Raw genomic sequence first — 17,149 nt, forward strand, 5'->3', positions numbered from 1 at the left:
AATTATTTCTTTTCATCATATTTAATAGTTGATACAATGTCTTCAACCAGTTACTTATCGTAAAAACCAACCACTTGGCATTTATAAAGTGAACGAGGAAGTTTTTTTATGACAACGAATAAAAAACTGCCTAAATATCGGCAGATAGTAGACTATATGAAAGAAAAAATTGAAAACGGAGAATGGCCTATTGGAAGTAAGATTCCTAGTCAACGGCAGTTAGCCAAATTATTTCATGTAAATTGAAGTACTGTAATAACTGCGCTAGATGAACTTATGGCAGATGGATTGATTCAAGGGAAAATTGGAGCAGGAACAATTGTAACAAATAATACATGGTCATTATTAGCGACGAATCCCCTGCCTGATTGGAGTGAATATGTAAAGGCCGGTATTCATAAACCTAGCAAGTTAATAGTACGAGAAATCAATGAAGCAGAAGCAAATAAAAAACTTATCCATCTTAGTAAAGGTGAACTTGCGCCTCAACTTTTCCCGCTAGAAACTATGCCGACGATTATGAAAAGCGTATGTGAGGAATTAGAGTATTTTGGATACGAAGAACAAAAAGGTTTTTTACCGTTACGTGAAGCAATTAGTAAATACGTAAAATCATTCGGAATACATACATCAGCCAGTTCTATATTAATCGTCTCTGGTGCATTACAAGCACTCCAATTAATATCAATTGGTCTTTTGCATAGAGAATCAACCGTTTTACTTGAACAGCCTTCTTACTTATATTCACTTCATGTATTTCAATCAGCAAATATAAATCTATCTGGTATATCTATGGATCATCACGGTATTTTACCTAACGAATTTTTAAAACGAATTAAATATAGTCAAAAGAAAAATATTTTATATTCTATCCCTTGTTTTCAAAATCCAACAGGGATATTAATGTCTCAAGAACGAAGAAAAGAAATATTAAAAATATGTGAAAAAGAACAGTTACCTATTATTGAAGATGATATTTACCGCGAGTTATGGATTGATGAACCACCTCCAGCTCCTTTAAAGTCGATAGATAAACATGGACATATATTGTATGTTGGTAGTCTCTCTAAAACACTTACTCCTGGACTTAGAATTGGATGGATTATTGGACCAGAACCTGTAATTGATAGATTGTCAGATATAAAAATGCAAACAGACTATGGATCCAGCTCATTATCCCAAAGAGTTGCTGCTGAATGGATAAATAAAGGTTTTTATGAAGAACATGTTGCAAACGTAAGAATTAAACTAAAAGAACGAAGACAAATCATGATACGAGCTTTAAATAAGTACTGCGCAGATATTGCATCGTGGGATATTCCTAGTGGCGGATTATTTATATGGCTAAAGGTTGTACCTAGCATTCCGATGAAGAAATTATTTTCAGAGGCACTATCAAATGGAATTCTTTTAAACCCAGGACGTATTTATGAAGAAGAATCAGATCGGTACATTCGCTTATCATATGGATATGCTTCACCAGAGCAAATGACTAACGGGATTAAATTGTTGAGTGAATTAATCCGTAAGCTAATGTCATAACAAAAACTCCTCTTTACTATAGAGGAGTTTTTATGTATCTTATTTACCACAATCTCATTTCCTGTCCCAATAAAATAAGTTCGTCATAAGGGTCTCCGTCAATATTTAATACTTGAGCAAAAGCAGGTTCTGTTTTTAAACCGCTCTCTTTTAAGTGAAGTATTTCTGCCCTTATATGGGGATGCTGCATTAATAACATGTGCTCTACTATCATATGTCTATATGCATTTTGGTTACGTACTGGCTTAGGCTGAGCAAATAATTCAAATTCAAAACCTTCAAACTCAAAATTTACCTTTATCGATTCTGTAGTTTTAATTTTTTTCTTTTTTATTTTGAATCCTTTATAAGAACCGTATAAAGATCTCATTTCCTGTTCAAAAACATCAAAGTTATGTACTTCCATTACTATATCTAAGTCAGATTGAAGAGTATCAATTCTAATAGGAATTGTCCCGCAAAGAACCGGACTATACAAAGTTAAATCCTCCATAATGTTAAGTTTATTCAAAACATCATACACTTTTTGTTGCTTTTCATTCCCTGATTGTAAATATGTAATAGATGTAAACATGGAAGTCTCTCCTTCATTTCACGTAGTACGTGTCTCACTATATCCAAGAAAAATTTGTCCGTTTAAATTTGTTCTAGGAGTACCTTTATTTCAATATATTAAGGTCGATAAAAAATATGTTTCAACTTTTCTCCTATACTGCAATACTATAAAAATAAAAAAGGAGGAATTATTATGAGCATTTTCAACATTCTTTTAACCATCCATATATTATTTGGAACAATATGCTTAATCACTGGTATTGTAGCGATGGTTGCCCAAAAGAAGAAAGGAAAACATACGGAATGGGGTGAAATATATCATGCATCCTACGTTGTCATCACCCTTACTGCAATTATATTATCCATTATAAACTGGGATCAAATCGCATATTTATTTTATGTAGCAATTTTCTCTTATTCATTTGCGATTTATGGCTACCTGGCACGAAAAAAACGTTGGAGAAATTGGCTACATCACCATATTAGAGGTATGTTAGGTTCTTATATAGGTGCGGTAACTGCACTTTTAGTAAACGTCGGTATTCATATTCCCTTAATAAATTTACTGCCACCTATATGGTTTTGGTTTTTACCTACATTAATCGGTATTCCTCTCGTAGCCAGTGTATCAAAAAAATATAAAAAGCGTAGTTAAAATTCATTACAATTCCGTTACTTTCTGATGGTAATTACAAAAAATCATACCCAATGTAATATTTTATTAACAAATTCATATTGCTTTAAGTTCGTCACTTAGAGCTAAATAAAAAGAATCCAATAAAAATATTGGATTCTTTTTCGGATTTCATTTCAATATCGGCGCTATGTATTCAATGATGTTACCATTTGAACCATAAACTATCTTTGTATACTTGTGGGTACTTGTTTTATTGGTTCAGTGATAATTACACTATTATAGTTTAACTAACGAATGTAAACGATCCGGGTAATTCGTAAACATCCCGTCAACTCCCCATAAAAGTAACTTTTTCATATCTGTTTCATTATCTACAGTAAATGGATGAACTTCTAATCCGTTTTTCTTTATACTCTTTACATAAGCTGAATCAATATATTTATAGTTCATCCCAAGACCGATACAGTATGTTTTATACTTTTTTATCTCTAATTCAGTTAAATGAGCTGCCTTTTTGTAAGATAGTAATTGTACTAGCGGTATATTAACATCTAAACTATGAATCTTTTGCAGACTTTCTTCGCTAAACTTGGATGCTTTTCATTAAAAAAAGAACCTGCATTAAGTTGCTTTATTTCTTCTAATGTATGTTCCTTAACTAGCCCCGTACCGTTTGTAGTGCGGTTTACTGTTTCATCATGCATAGCTACTAAATGTCCGTCTTTTGTCATTTGGAGATCAATTTCTATATAATCTCCTCTCAATTGTTGCCCTAATTTATACGCTGCTATTGTATGTTCCGGCGCATACGCAGAAGCGCCTCTATGTGCAATGTTTTTTATATGATTTAATTGATTAATAGCTTTCGTGTACTTAAGTTCATTTGCTTTATGAAAAACAAAAGTACCTATTACCATAAAGGTGCAAATGATTGTAACGATATATATCTTCTTCATAATGATGTTTTAACTCCTACATGAAAGCAATTTGACTTGGATGATTTATTCCATTAAATGTCGATTTTCAAAAACAGTCATTTGTCCTACAGATTGAAAACCAGTCTTTTTATAAATATTAATGCCATCAGGTGAAGCTTGTAATACGCATTGAGCAACTTTCAATTCCTTTGCTTCTTGCAGCAAGTAATTAAACATAGCAGAGCCGAACCCTTTCCCTCTCAATTCTACTTTAGTTGCTATATCATAAATACCAATACTATCTTTTGTACATACTAATGAACCAACCGATACGACTTCTTCTTTATAAAATCCTAAGTACAGTTTCATTTGTTCACTATTCCATAAATCGAAAGAAGCAGTTTGATTGTAGAACGCTTGAACATGTGTACCTTCCTCTGATGTACCAAATAGATTAGCTAATGTTTCCCCAAACTTTTTAATTTGTCCTGACGAAGATGATTTTTGTATCGTAAAACCTTCTGGCATGTTTATTGTTGGATGAATTGTTTTTAAGTCTGCTACCATCGCGATATTTTGTTCTGCTTCTTTTAAGCCAAGTTTTATTAATACGCTTTTTATAGTCTGCTCATGCCTATCATCCCAAAACCAAACACTCATTGGAAGTTTCTTTTGATTATAGTTGTTTACCACTTTATATAGTTTCTCAATACCTTCCGTTAAATTATTGTTTAGTATAGTAATGATATTAAATGTATCTGCCGGTAAACCACATTCGACAGCAATGTAGTCCTTCGTTTCTTTTACATTCATTCCATGTAACTGCCGCGCAATATATGAGGTTTTATATGTGAAGTTATCTATTAGTAACTGTTTATAATTCATTCTTTTTTCTCCTTTCATAAAAATTCGTTTTCGAATTCTTCAGTATTAAATATAACACATAAGAAATGTATCTATTTCTATAAAAATATCTCTATACATTACTCTTTTTTCCTCTAAAAGAATTAAAAATGATATAACGTTGTCGGAATGAAAAAAGTGGTATATAATAAACAGTAACATTACTAGTAATTATTTTAGGTATTCCTAGAATAAAGGAGCGATACATATGAAAATTACTATTTATTTCGGAAGTCATGAAGATCAAGATGTTCGTACTATGGACTGTCATTTAGATGTAGAAGATACAGAAGAGATCGTTTCTGTATCATAATATAAATAGTTGGGATGAACCCTCTTCCCTACAGCGTTTAAGGCACCTTTTACAGGTGTCTTTTTTGTTATTTTTTCATCAAAAACCCTTTACTTTAGAGTGTTTTAATAGTAAAATATAAATATACGAACAAACGTTCTTTTTTATTTTAATTGTACATGAAGGGATGATTTTTACAATGGCTCAAGCAAAGCGCAGAGGAAGAAAAAAGCAAACACCTATTATTTCAAATACAGGCTTTATTGGCTCTGTCTTTATTGATACATTGGAGTTACAAAAGAAATCCTATTATTTCGCTCGTAAAAAACTTCAAATTGTTCATCACGTACTTGATGGCCTCTCTGGAGCAACAAGTTCTCTATTTAAAGAACATAACATTTCAGCATACATGTCATGTGTGTATTTACATAAACAAAAGAAAATCGGCTTTGTTCTTTCAACGAAACCATTTGAACAAAGTGACGGTGTTTCTTACTTTATAAATTATTTAATCGAAAAGAATTTTTACGGTAACGAAGAAGTAGAATATCAAGAAGTATTTAATACAGGTTTTATCGGTGTAGTATTCGCTGATTTATGTAGCATAGATCGCTTTAATTTCGAGTTTGAAATGGGTATGTTAACGAAATTAATGAAAGATATGATTATTCCGGTTAAAGAACTCTTTTTACGCCACAATGTACCGGCCTACATCTCCACTTCTCATTTAGAGGAACAAAACAAATTAGGTTTCGTTCTATCTGTAAAACCATATGATGAACGTGCAGAAGCGGATTTATATTTTGAGGCGTATTTACAAGAACGCGGTTTATTTATCGGTGATGAAGAAGATGATATTGATAAGATTGTTATTAGAAAAACAGCTGAACTACGATAGATAAGCGCAGGATGATTATCCTGCGCTTTTTATAATTTGAGTTTTACTTTAAATCAATATTGTGTACTGTCTTATTTTTTGTAGGGAATCATTATATTAGCTTGGAATATCCCGGAAATCTTGATCACTATGCAAAAGAATCCCTTGTAGATATAGTTAGAATTTTGTATCTCATAGAAATCTATATCCTAATTACTACTATTTATCGTTTAGTTCTTTTATTGTCTGTATTGTTTTCTTTATCTTCTTTAAAGCATCATCCATATGTTTAGAAGACTGTGTGACTGTTTCGGGGTTACCTTTATCTAAACCTTCTACCATTTCTGTTAAAGAGTCTTCGTACATTAACATTGCATCAGACAACTCTTTTTGTAAATCATCATATTTCTTAGGTGGTTTTATCTCTTTCATTTTCTGTGTTACAACCTTAAAATTACCTATTTCTGTTTTAAACTCATTTTCTGTAGTAGCAAATGAAGGGTCTTTTGCTATTACATCTGATATAACTTGATACTGGTTTACCCACTCTTTTGCTACATCATTAACCTTTTCTTTGTAATCATGTGCGTTTTTTAATCTACCATCATCTTGCTTTTCTTCTGCTACTTTTATACTATCAGTTTTCTTTGTTTCGGAGACATCCTTACTGCAACCTACTCCTAATGCTAATGTAATTGGTAAAACTACTGTTAATATTTTACGTTTCATTAATATTTACCCCTTTGTTTAAACTATATCTACGTTTCTTCCAACTCTTTCTTTAGTCTTCCTAATTTATTCACTCTATGAATATTGTTTATTGCACCTTAAGACGTTATATAAATTAGAGTTGCATCTTTTCTTATTTATAACTTATTTAAAGGTGTTGTATTTGACTAGCATAAAGTAAATAATAGTTCCTTTCCTGTTCTCTAATGGAAAATTTAGGTTTTTAATAATATGAACATATAATAACATGTATTATAGTTGTAGATAATCCCCCCCACCGTATGCTTTTTCAATACTCTCCCTAATGTATTTTTCAACGTTTAAGATCCTTTTTGTCTAAGTATTCAGTGAAGAGACATGCTACAACTAACAATATTTCTACAATCTCGATTTAAAAGTATGAGGATTATTTATTGGTATTGAAGAAGATAATATTGATAAGTGTATAAGTGGAATAACAACGGAATTACGATAGAAAAGCGCAAGATGATGATCCAGCGCTTTTTCGATATTATTTAATTACGTTCAACACTATACTCTTTTGAATGAATTTCTAAATTCAACTTATTTGAATAAACTTTATTCAAAATAAGAAATACGATGCCCCCTCCAATTGGAATCGTGTAGGCTGGAATATGATTTAATAATAGACCTGATAATACCAGCGCTATCGGCTGCATCATTTTACCTATACTTAATCCAATACTAAGCACTCTACCCCTATATTCATCTGGAATCTCTTTTTGCATAAAATAAATTAAAGGGATATCGATTAATGCTATCGTTAGCCCTACAAAGAACATAATAGCGCAATACATAGTAACAAATACAATATTACTTACTTCAATACTTTTGAATAAAACAGGGATACCTGAAACTATCATAAAAATCGCCAACATAAAACTTATTTTTTTCAATAGATAGGAATAAGAAAAACGATCAGTTATCTTTTTTACTAATATTGCACCCACTATCATACCTATTGGAAAAGTCCCTTGAATTATACCAAATTGTTTAGGACTCAGATTGAGAACTGTATTAATAATGTATGGTAATGGAACAGTTACAGCAAAACCTAAGAAAAAATTAAGGGAAATTAATATATTAAACGTATTCTTTAAGCTTTTCCTCTCAATTAAGTAAGAGTATCCCTCTTTTATATCTTTAATAAAATTAATTTCTCCCATAGAACATTCCTCGTTTATGTTTTGCTCGAACAATTTAAAGTTAATAAATAATATGGATATACCCGAAAGAATAAATGAAATACCGTTTATAATGATAAATGTTTTAATATCAAAGACTGCAAAAACAATCCCCCCTAGCATAGGGCCTAGTATTAAAGATACAGAATCGATAATTTTACTTATTGAATTAATACTCATAAGCCTCTTTTTAGAGACGATATTTGGTTTTGCAGCCTCTAATCCTATTCCAAAAAAGGTTGTAAAGACCGTCATTAGAAAGGTAGTAGTATAAATGATGAATAAGTTTAATCCATAATAGCTGCTTAATATATAAACAGTTACTAATAAGCACCCACTTAGTAAATCCATACAAACAACTAGTTTCTTTTTATCAACCTTATCAGCGATTACACCAGCAAATGGATTCATAACAATCATTGGAATCGTTCCTAATATGAGCGTAATTGCGAAATTTAACGCAGATCCAGTTATGTGTAAAACATATAATCCTAGTGCGAAACTATACATAGAGCTACCGAATATTGATACTGTTTTTGCAATTGAATATAAACAAATATTTCTTAGTTCTTGGTTTCTTTTTTTATTTTCTATATGTAATCGTAAACTTCCCATCACTTTTCCCCCTGCCTAATTTTGTGTTACGTACATTGTAAGTTCTTGGGTCAACCCAATAGCAATATGTACTATTTGAAAAGTTTTCAGGGAAAATAAATAAAAGATGGGGTTAACCCCATCTTTTTCCGAAAAATGAATATGTATAAATTTCTTCTCCTTGAACAAAGAAATCCTCGTACTTTCCTCCTCGTTTCAAATAATTTGAAGTACTTTCATCGATGGATTGAAAGTGTAGATTTTGGATTTCTTTCGTTACTTTTGAAAGTGTAAAATTTTCTCGAAAGTTATTTGTAATTTGGCTATTTGAGCTGAAATTTTTAAATAAAATAAATAAACTTACTAAATAACAATCCGTTTTAAAGAGTGGATTTAATTCGCGAAGTAAAAAATCCTCATGCTCAAAACTATAATTGCTCGTACCAGAATGATCAATTACAATATCAACTGACTGATTCTGAATAGGGATATTCAAAAAATCAGCACAGATAAAGAGGATGTTTCTTTTCGGATTTCTTCTCGCTAATACATCTTTTAAAAATAAAAGTTTATTTAAATCTCGATCCACTGCAATGTATAGGCAATCTTCGGGAAGTTCTTCATAAATGTTTCTCAAAAAGAATCCAAGTCCCGATCCTAAATCCAGTATTAATTTGTTATTTAAATTTAAATGTATTAGTTTCTTTTTCGCCCATTCCCCTTCCCTATGCATATTTTCCAAATACGCATTATCAGTTTCATGAATATAATCCGAAATAGTATCTTCAAGTGACGTTCGCTCATTTGCTTTAAATGATTTACCAGCATTTATAATTCCTGAAGTAATAATGTATTCTTCACCACAATTACAAAGTAACCTCCCCTCAGTAATTTGATTGTTATTAATAATTCCATCTTGAAGAATTAGTTTTTTACTACACTTAGAACATGTAAGCAAATGAAGTACGTTTAAATCTATCCCTATAATTGAATTCGAAGTTTCATTTGTTAATAATAAATCATGTAACACTTCCTTTAATTTATCCCGTCTCTTCTCCAAAAGTTCTATTTCCTGTTCCATCTGGTCATATTTCAATTTAAATAAAGATTGGTAAAAAGTATCTTTTTTGTAATTCATAGATTTCGCTAAATTTTTATAAAAAAATAGTTCTTTAATTTCATTCAAGCTAAAACCTAGCTCTTTGTAATGTAATATAAGCTCTAAATCTGTTTGACAATACTCGTCAAAAAAATTGTGACCGCCCTTTTTTTCAGGAATAATGAGGCCAAGATCCATATAATGTCTAATTGTATCAATACTTATGTTATTTACTTCTCCAAACTTACCAATTTTCATAACATCCCTACCATTTGTATATATTTTTATATAGATTTCTATTTTTATCTTTAAAAATCCTTTTATCTCTCTATACAACAAAATTTAAGGTATGTATAGGATATTTCAATGCCACATATTTTGTAAGTATATAATTTTTTATTTAATAAAATATACATGTAAACGGATATCATCACTTCTCCTTTATTTAACCCGTGGAGCAGGACTACTATTCTGATGACACTATTATTTCTATTTCTGTATGTGATGAATTACACCAACTTGCTCGAGAAAGTTAAAGATTCTCATTTCCAAATACCTTACAAAGTTATTGCTAAAAATGTTGGTTTTGTAGAACGAATCGGTAGAAACTAAGCAGAAGATTTAATTGATTTATATGTTTGGGTGAGTTAAAAAATTGCTAACACCTTTTTCAAATGCATGAAATATATAGGGATTTATAACTTAATATAGAACATAAACAGGAGAAGTTCATCTTGTAAATAAGGGGATATACTTATGGAATTAGAATCAAATGTTAAAGGAATTGTTTTATTAGAAAAGTTAATTGGCACTGGTAACAACAGTAAGGGGTGGATTAGAAAATGAAAATTGCAATAGTCTGTTTTGATAACTTTACTGATATAGATGTTTTTCTACCATGGGATTTATTAAATCGTGTACGTTTAGTTGGCGGTATTTCTGATTGGGACGTTCAACTATTAGGAACGGGAAAAACTCATATATCCATGTCTGGCTTACGTATTCCCATGACAGGAAGCATATCTGATATTCCGTCTGCTGACGCTGTAATATTTGCAAGTGGTAAGGGTGTACAAAATTTATATACAAATCAAGAGTATCTTAATAGTATTCATGTAAATCCTCAAAGACAATTAATAGGATCTATGTGTTCTGGTTCATTACTACTAGGAGCTAAAAAATTGCTAACAGGTAAAAAAGCCACTACATATCCATCCGCAGTAGAACAGCTTAAAGAATTTGATGTGGACGTTATTGAACAAAGTTTCGTGAACGAAGGAAATATTTCGACTGCTGCAGGCTGTTTTGCAGCTCAAGATCTCTCAGCTTGGATTATAAGGAACCTAATCAATGAAGAAATGGTCAATACTGTGCTAGAAACTGTTCAGCCAGTAGGCAAAGGTTTATATTTTTAATTTCAAATCAAATTGGGGGATTGGTTGCTCCCAAAAATGATAAAATGATCTTTTTTGCTTGATAGCGATGTAATATGCCTCCAATTTCAATTTAATTAAATAAAAAACCCGCGAATCATTCACGGGTTTTCATCTTAATAACTAATTGCTATTGTACCTTCACCTGCATGAACCGCAAATGAAATTGGTAATGGATATAATTTAAAGTCCATTTCAGGGAATGCTTGTCTAATATCTGAAATCCATTCTTCAGCTCCATCTTTATCGTTAGCATGGAACATATGAAGTACTTTTGGTAATTCTTTTTCAAGCTCATTTTTAATGTATTCTCGACATTTTTGGATTTTGCGAACTTTCTTTTCAAGTAAAAGTTCTCCACCTTTTACTTCTAATATTAAGTTAACACTTAATAAACTTCCAAGTAAAAATTGAACTCCCTTTACACGTCCACTTGCGTAAAGGCCTTTTAAACTTTTCGGGAATACGTGGAAAGGTCTTCTTTTTTCATTTACTAATGTTTTGTGTATATCTTGTAACGTCATACCATCATTGTATAACGATTTCGCTTTTCTAATTAGTTCATCCATTGGATAACTTGTTGTTTCACTATCCAATACCGTTAATGGGAAACCTGCCATGTCTGCAGCTAACTTCATGTTTTGATAAGTTCCACTTACTTTTCCGCTAATAGCAACTGCAAATCCCTCTTCATATTCTTCTTTGCATTTCGAAAATAAATCTACCATTTCCCCTATGTTAGGCTGTGATGTAGTGACAGTTTTACCTTCGTTCAAAGCATTATAAACGCGCTCACGCACACCTTCTTCACAATCTTTGTACGACACACCATCAATAATAACTTCAATTGGGATAACAAAGTTATCTCCTTCTGTTTTAAAACTCGCAGTTGTACTATCAGTAATCCAAGCAACACGCTTCATGTTGTTCCTCCCTTAATTCAATTCCTCTTTTCTGACTTTTCTATATATTTACGTTACGAAAAGAGAATATCCCTGTAATAGTAACAGGACTTTATTGTTTTGGCTATAGTAGATGGATATTAAATGTGAATATTTTTTGTCATTTTCACCAAAAAAAGAAGAAAATCGAAGTATTTGCCCGATTTTCTTCTTATCATACATTATTTAAAAGTTTCATTATCTAAAATTACAACATAATCGTTCGTCAATTGGCCAGCTTCTTTCGTATAACTAACAAGTCTTTGTATGTTATCACAGCAAAGTTTTGCTCCCCATACAAGTAACGGTACACCGATAAAGTCAATGTGGAACCTTCTAGAAAACAGACCACCGAAAGTCATTGGTATAGGTACTGTTGGTGATGTATTAGAAAAAATAATCTTTTCATGACTTTGATAATGTTTTTGCAGAATCTCTCCTAAATGCTTCATCGCAGGTACAACAACTTTTGATGCGCCGCATCCAATTGTATAAACCGGATTACCATTCTCGTCTATTCCATGAAAAATAATTTTCCCCATATCCTCTGTTTTCAATTTATTAAAGTAATCTACATTCAAAATTTCTTCTTTCGTTAACTTACGATCCGTTGGTAATTTATTTAAATGATAAGCTGCAGCAAGTGAAGTTGAATGTGTTCCGCCGAAATCTGTGTAAATAAATATCATATTATCATTCCTTGTTGTAAAAGTTCAATGTTATTTAGTATTACCGTTCACAGCATTGATAAACAAAGGATGAATGTATTTACAATTTTTTTGTTAATTCATTATATATTTTTCGATTATACTATCATCTATTTATTACGGTACACAATGTAATAGTCGTAAGCATTATTAATAAAAATAAACAGACGTACGTTTGACTCGTACATCTGTTAGCATCTTTATTCAAAACAAACATATCTATTAACCTGTATGAACTGTTAGTTAAAATACTTTTCGAAACAAAAACAATCATGAACTCGTTTAAATTGTTTTCTTATGTCTTCTTTATTTTCACCTGTATAATGAGCAAATGTTTGAACTGGATATAGCTGATCTATATTACTTTTCATGACACCTTTTATCTCGTCTTTATGATCCGAGTATACGTGTAAATATGAATCTACGTTTACAAATCCGTTCTTTTCATACTAATTGGATTGAATATGTTTTTTCTATATATTCCGTAAATTCAAGTCCTGTCTGTCTGTTCTTCGATTATTAATCCCAGTATGATAAAACCTGCATTGTTGTAGTGAAACTTACTTCCAGGTGCAAATTTGATCTTTTGTTTTCATTACAAAAACCACCCTTGTTTATCAATATTGTTCACCTTTCTTATATTTTCATATATAGGAGGGTGAACCCTCCTATTGAATACCATAAATCAAAACCAAGAGAACTATTTCGAATTGATTGACTCAGAGGAATACATCTTAGACTGTGATGGCAATAAAGTAAACACACACAATATGATAGTTATAAGTAACATTACTAATGAGCCTACAATAACCACAAGTTGTATAGAAATAAATTGAGTGGCAACTCCGAACAATATCGTAATTAAAATGGTGATGCCCGCAATCACAAGTCCATATATACTCCCAATCCGTCCCATGATATGGACAGGTATATTATTTTGATAAAAAGTATAAAATCCCGTATTTGCATATGCCATAGAGAAAGATAAAATAAAGAATCCGATAGTCGCTATTAAAAATTCATTTGAAAAAGCATAAATTAAATAACCGATTGCAATGAATAATGATCCTATTCCAATTAAAAATGATGGTGTTAATTTTTTTGATAAAATTGTATTTGTTATGGCTCCTAAAATAAACCCAGCTCCAGCGATACTAACTAAAAAGCCATATTCACTATCTGTTAACAATAAAACTTCTTTCGCAAATGATAATTCAAGTGAATCATTTGCGGCAACTAAAACCATCATTCCTTGAAATAAGAAGTAGATAAAAACGATATATAAAGATTTTTTACTAAAATTTAAAACGATGTTCCAATCTTTTTTTAGTACAGCTAGAGATAGCTTGTCATTTGACGTATGAATATCGGATTTTTTATCAAGATTAGGTAACAGCAATGTAATTACTCCTGATATGAGAAATGCTATAGCATTTATATATATAGCAAACTCCGGTGTACTTGCTATTAACAATACTCCCGCTATCGCTGGACCAATTAAAAATGCACCAGACCCTATTAAACTACGTAATGAGTTAAAACGTTGTCTTTGCTCCACGGGAATTAATTTTGTCATATACGTCATAGCAGTTGGCTCATAAATCGCACTGGCCATACTTATAAAGAATACGAATACATAAACAAACCAAAGTGATGGAAGTAGAGGTAAAATAGCGATAAATACCGCACGATATATATCGAGATGAATCATTAACTTCCGTTTATTTAAACGATCAATCATACTTCCTGACCAAGCGTTTGTAAATAAAGCGGCTAATGGTTTAATTACATATAAAGTAGCAACAGCTAAGGCTGATCCCCCCATATTATAGACAAGTACATTTAGTGCTATTAAGTAAATCCATGCCCCTAAATTCGCAATACCAACTCCAGACAGTAGTAATAAAGGATATTTCCAATCTTTAAGTGTGTTTTTCATTTTAGGCCCCCGCTTTCCAAATTGTTTTAAAACAATAAAAAAATCCCACCCCCAAGACTTTTAGTCTTAGGGACGAGATTTATCATCGCGGTGCCACCCTAGTTTGTTAATATGTCGCCATATTAACCTTATCAGGTACTGCATTCTATTACATGCTTATACCATAGCCCTATAACGGGAGCTCCCGTCACACTATCCCCTAATAAAAGGTTCCGATGTGCTGCTCAGAGGCTTGGTTCAATAAAGAATTTTTGCTCCTTTTCAGCTAAATAGAGCTCTCTGTGAAAAATTCATTTTATTTACTCTTCTCTTCACTACATTTAATTTTTTCCATAATATCACAAGTTACGTTAACTGTAAATATAAAATAATCAGATATTTACGAAGTGTCACTGTTGATTCTCTCATTTATTATTTTTTAAAAAAATTACGGTGCGTGAAATTACTTAAATCTATAAAAAAAAGAGCCTATTGTATATAGACCCTTCACTTTGTCCGAATCAGTTTGTATTCGCCTCTGCTAACGGTTGTAACGGTGGTTCCAATTCTAGGATTAATGCATCGCCTTCTTGTATATCTTCTCCCTTTTCAATGCTCTGACTCGTTACATAGCCCGTACCTGTAGTTTTTAAATCTAATTTTAATAATTTAGAGAAATACATAACATCACGCATTGACCAACCTTGTAAATTTGGCATTATTGCGTTCTTCCCTAATAAAAATATACGATCCCCTTCACTCATTACTTCACCAGATTGCGGATATTGTTTTATTATTTTTCCTTCGCCTAAAATTATCGGTTGAAGCTTCTCTTTTTTTACATTATTCTCTACTGTATCCATTGATTGATTGACATAGTTTTGTACTTTTAATTGGGATCGTTTCGTTGCATCTACCATTTGTTTTTCTGTATATGGTTTCACCTTTAAATATTCAAGGCTATTTTTCACAACTGGTTTAAATATTTCAGCAAGCGGCTGAGCTCCATACTCGTCTCCCTTTAACTTTGGTTGTTTAATAGCTAAGTATACAATTAACTCTGGGTCATCAATCGGAGCCATACCTAAAAATGAAAAAATATAATTTTCTTTCCCTTCCATATATCGTCCATTTTCAGGATTCGGAATTTGCGCTGTTCCGGTCTTACCTCCTATTGGATAATCATCCACTTTATACATTGTACCAGTACCTTTTGAAGACGTAATAACACGCTCCATTAAGTCTCTTACTTTGTCCGCTGTCTCTTTTTTTATCGGATTCCCAATTTCTTTCGGTTGATTTTCCATAATAACTTGTTTGTTTGTTGGATTTACAACTTTGTCAACGATATATGGTTGCATCATTTTTCCGTCATTTGCTATAGCAGTAGCTGCTTGGATTAATTGGATGGGAGTTACTGTAGAACCTTGTCCGAAAGAAGTTGTGACTTGTTGAATTTGTGTATTTAATAATAATGTGTTTTTACTTTCGCCAGGTAAATCTATTCCGGTTTTTTGGTTGAATCCAAATTTATTCATATATTGCTTAAATTTATCCGGTTTCAATAACTGATCTTCTAAAATAGAAAAAGCTACGTTGGATGATCTTTCGAAGCCTTCATCAAATGTAATAGATCCCCATCCAAACCCACCGTTATGATCTTTTATATCAGATGAACCAACTGAATATTTTCCAGATTGGAAATATTCTTTCCCGTTATATACCCCTTCATTTATTGCAGCAGCTAACGTAAATATTTTCATTGTTGAACCGGGTTCGTATGCATTTGCGATTGGATCATTTAAAAAGTACTCGATATCACCTTTATTGGGGTTAAAACTAGGTTTACTAGACATCGCTAAAACTTTGCCTGTCTTTGGATCCGCTATGATTCCTACTAACATAGAAGGATCATAGTGTTCTTGTGCCTTGTTCATTGCTTCTTCTAAAAAACCATTAATTTGTTTATCAAGCGTAAGGTATACGTTATTTCCATTTTTAGCGGCTTCTACTTTTCCTATATCATTCGTAAGCGGAATCCCCCCTTGCGTGCCCACATATTCTATTTTCCCATTTGTAGAGCGCAAATATTTATCTAGACTTTTTTCAAGTCCAAATTTTCCTTCTGTATTTCCTTTATCATCTGGTCTAGCAAAACCAAGTATATAGGATGCAAAATCTTCATTTGGATATACTCTGGCTTTCTCTGACATAAAGGATACACCAGGGATTTTTAATTGTTTTATTTTTTCCTTCACTTCTCTAGATAAATTCCGACCAACTTTTCCAATTTCAACTTGCGTACGTCCCTCGTGAAAATTTTTTAGTACGTCCTCTTTATCAATTTCAAGCGCGGCAGCTAATTGTTCTGCGGTTTCATCTTTATTTTTCACGTTTTCTTTTCCTTTTAAATTCACAACAACACGATACGTTGTGGAATCTTGGACTAGCACTTTTCCAGTTTGATCATAAATCGTGCCACGATTTGCTTCCAATACACCATTTTTATTATGTTGTTCATTTGCTAGATCCTTTACATCCACATTATGCAGGACTCCTACTGCCTGAATATAGAAAAAACGCAAAAGCATAATAAGAAACAAAACAATAAAAGCAACCATAAAATACCGCGCGCCTTTATTCGTTTGAAGTTTATGCATGTTTATCTCCTTTCTCTATTAATTGATACATACAAAGATGCGCTTTAAAATATGTGATTTTTGTTTTCGATACTATATGTTTCGAAGTTTTCTTTTTAATTCCTTTAAAACAATGCAAAACTAGTTGTTGTTATTGTAAT

The 17,149-nt window shown here is 31.9% G+C and carries 12 protein-coding genes, 4 pseudogenes and 1 other annotated feature; of the genes and pseudogenes, 4 read left to right on the plus strand and 12 right to left on the minus strand.

Annotation, left to right across the window (positions count from 1 at the left end; genetic code table 11):
• Positions 1 to 108 precede the first annotated feature (108 nt).
• Positions 109 to 1,542 (plus strand): annotated as a pseudogene (gene norG / locus DN393_RS13380) (efflux pump transcription regulator NorG).
• 43 nt (positions 1,543 to 1,585) lie between these two features.
• On the opposite strand, the gene DN393_RS13385 reads toward norG, so the two are convergent.
• Positions 1,586 to 2,116, minus strand: a complete 531-nt coding sequence (locus DN393_RS13385) for a DUF4269 domain-containing protein (RefSeq protein WP_149173577.1) — start codon at positions 2,114 to 2,116, stop codon at positions 1,586 to 1,588.
• Between the two features lie 174 nt (positions 2,117 to 2,290).
• Between DN393_RS13385 and DN393_RS13390 the strand changes: the two genes are divergently transcribed.
• Complete coding sequence (locus DN393_RS13390; RefSeq protein ID WP_064475393.1) at positions 2,291 to 2,752, plus strand: DUF2306 domain-containing protein; 462 nt, start codon at positions 2,291 to 2,293, stop codon at positions 2,750 to 2,752.
• A 258-nt stretch (positions 2,753 to 3,010) separates the two neighbouring features.
• Here DN393_RS13390 and DN393_RS13395 read toward each other — a convergent pair.
• Positions 3,011 to 3,690 (minus strand): annotated as a pseudogene (locus DN393_RS13395) (glycerophosphodiester phosphodiesterase family protein).
• A 45-nt stretch (positions 3,691 to 3,735) separates the two neighbouring features.
• Complete coding sequence (locus tag DN393_RS13400) at positions 3,736 to 4,536, minus strand: GNAT family N-acetyltransferase (RefSeq protein ID WP_149173578.1); 801 nt, start codon at positions 4,534 to 4,536, stop codon at positions 3,736 to 3,738.
• 509 nt (positions 4,537 to 5,045) lie between these two features.
• Here DN393_RS13400 and DN393_RS13405 point away from each other — a divergent pair.
• Positions 5,046 to 5,744, plus strand: coding sequence for a hypothetical protein (locus DN393_RS13405; protein WP_064475390.1), 699 nt, complete (start codon positions 5,046 to 5,048; stop codon positions 5,742 to 5,744).
• A 198-nt stretch (positions 5,745 to 5,942) separates the two neighbouring features.
• On the opposite strand, the gene DN393_RS13410 is transcribed toward DN393_RS13405, so the two are convergent.
• The 3 genes from DN393_RS13410 to DN393_RS13420 all read right to left on the minus strand — a co-directional run bounded on the left by DN393_RS13410 (position 5,943) and on the right by DN393_RS13420 (position 9,608).
• Entirely contained in the window at positions 5,943 to 6,452 is a 510-nt protein-coding gene (locus DN393_RS13410; protein WP_064475389.1) for a DUF7018 domain-containing (lipo)protein, read from the minus strand.
• Positions 6,453 to 6,967: 515 nt separating this feature from the next.
• The gene (locus DN393_RS13415) at positions 6,968 to 8,272 is read right to left on the minus strand and encodes an MFS transporter (RefSeq protein ID WP_064475388.1); all 1,305 of its coding nucleotides are present in this window, start codon (positions 8,270 to 8,272) and stop codon (positions 6,968 to 6,970) included.
• A 112-nt stretch (positions 8,273 to 8,384) separates the two neighbouring features.
• Positions 8,385 to 9,608, minus strand: a complete 1,224-nt coding sequence (locus tag DN393_RS13420; RefSeq protein ID WP_064475387.1) for a methyltransferase domain-containing protein — start codon at positions 9,606 to 9,608, stop codon at positions 8,385 to 8,387.
• 584 nt (positions 9,609 to 10,192) lie between these two features.
• On the opposite strand from DN393_RS13420, the gene DN393_RS13425 reads away from it, so the two are divergent.
• Positions 10,193 to 10,765: a DJ-1/PfpI family protein gene (locus DN393_RS13425; RefSeq protein WP_064475386.1), complete on the plus strand. Its 573-nt coding sequence runs from the start codon at positions 10,193 to 10,195 to the stop codon at positions 10,763 to 10,765.
• A 134-nt stretch (positions 10,766 to 10,899) separates the two neighbouring features.
• On the opposite strand, the gene DN393_RS13430 is transcribed toward DN393_RS13425, so the two are convergent.
• The 6 genes and pseudogenes from DN393_RS13430 to DN393_RS13455 all read right to left on the minus strand — a co-directional run bounded on the left by DN393_RS13430 (position 10,900) and on the right by DN393_RS13455 (position 17,009).
• Positions 10,900 to 11,706 carry a DegV family protein gene (locus DN393_RS13430; RefSeq protein ID WP_064475385.1) on the minus strand — a complete coding sequence of 269 codons (807 nt, stop codon included), beginning with the start codon at positions 11,704 to 11,706 and terminating at the stop codon, positions 10,900 to 10,902.
• A gap of 200 nt (positions 11,707 to 11,906) precedes the next feature.
• The gene (locus DN393_RS13435; RefSeq protein WP_064475384.1) at positions 11,907 to 12,413 is read right to left on the minus strand and encodes a DUF3189 family protein; all 507 of its coding nucleotides are present in this window, start codon (positions 12,411 to 12,413) and stop codon (positions 11,907 to 11,909) included.
• Between the two features lie 257 nt (positions 12,414 to 12,670).
• Positions 12,671 to 12,880, minus strand: a pseudogene (locus DN393_RS13440) (GNAT family N-acetyltransferase); the annotation flags it as partial.
• A gap of 22 nt (positions 12,881 to 12,902) precedes the next feature.
• Positions 12,903 to 13,008 (minus strand): annotated as a pseudogene (locus DN393_RS32405) (penicillin-binding protein); the annotation flags it as partial.
• A 123-nt stretch (positions 13,009 to 13,131) separates the two neighbouring features.
• Positions 13,132 to 14,370, minus strand: a complete 1,239-nt coding sequence (locus DN393_RS13450; RefSeq protein WP_098625474.1) for an MFS transporter — start codon at positions 14,368 to 14,370, stop codon at positions 13,132 to 13,134.
• A gap of 65 nt (positions 14,371 to 14,435) precedes the next feature.
• Positions 14,436 to 14,694 (minus strand) — a binding site (T-box leader).
• A 176-nt stretch (positions 14,695 to 14,870) separates the two neighbouring features.
• Positions 14,871 to 17,009: a penicillin-binding protein gene (locus tag DN393_RS13455; protein ID WP_098101542.1), complete on the minus strand. Its 2,139-nt coding sequence runs from the start codon at positions 17,007 to 17,009 to the stop codon at positions 14,871 to 14,873.
• Positions 17,010 to 17,149 lie beyond the last annotated feature (140 nt).

The sequence above is a fragment of the Bacillus sp. BPN334 genome (assembly GCF_008368885.1).
Lineage (GTDB): Bacteria > Bacillota > Bacilli > Bacillales > Bacillaceae_G > Bacillus_A > Bacillus_A wiedmannii.

Excerpts from the sequence above, each read along its gene's own strand:
- DN393_RS13435 (WP_064475384.1), bottom strand. The coding sequence starts at position 12,413 with ATGATATTTATTTACACAGATTTCGGCGGAACACATTCAACTTCACTT.
- DN393_RS13425 (WP_064475386.1), top strand. The coding sequence starts at position 10,193 with ATGAAAATTGCAATAGTCTGTTTTGATAACTTTACTGATATAGATGTT.
- DN393_RS13410 (WP_064475389.1), bottom strand. The coding sequence starts at position 6,452 with ATGAAACGTAAAATATTAACAGTAGTTTTACCAATTACATTAGCATTA.
- DN393_RS13430 (WP_064475385.1), bottom strand. The coding sequence starts at position 11,706 with ATGAAGCGTGTTGCTTGGATTACTGATAGTACAACTGCGAGTTTTAAA.
- DN393_RS13450 (WP_098625474.1), bottom strand. The coding sequence starts at position 14,370 with ATGAAAAACACACTTAAAGATTGGAAATATCCTTTATTACTACTGTCT.
- DN393_RS13385 (WP_149173577.1), bottom strand. The coding sequence starts at position 2,116 with ATGTTTACATCTATTACATATTTACAATCAGGGAATGAAAAGCAACAA.
- DN393_RS13405 (WP_064475390.1), top strand. The coding sequence starts at position 5,046 with ATGGCTCAAGCAAAGCGCAGAGGAAGAAAAAAGCAAACACCTATTATT.
- DN393_RS13455 (WP_098101542.1), bottom strand. The coding sequence starts at position 17,009 with ATGCATAAACTTCAAACGAATAAAGGCGCGCGGTATTTTATGGTTGCT.
- DN393_RS13390 (WP_064475393.1), top strand. The coding sequence starts at position 2,291 with ATGAGCATTTTCAACATTCTTTTAACCATCCATATATTATTTGGAACA.
- DN393_RS13420 (WP_064475387.1), bottom strand. The coding sequence starts at position 9,608 with ATGAAAATTGGTAAGTTTGGAGAAGTAAATAACATAAGTATTGATACA.
- DN393_RS13415 (WP_064475388.1), bottom strand. The coding sequence starts at position 8,272 with ATGGGAAGTTTACGATTACATATAGAAAATAAAAAAAGAAACCAAGAA.
- DN393_RS13400 (WP_149173578.1), bottom strand. The coding sequence starts at position 4,536 with ATGAATTATAAACAGTTACTAATAGATAACTTCACATATAAAACCTCA.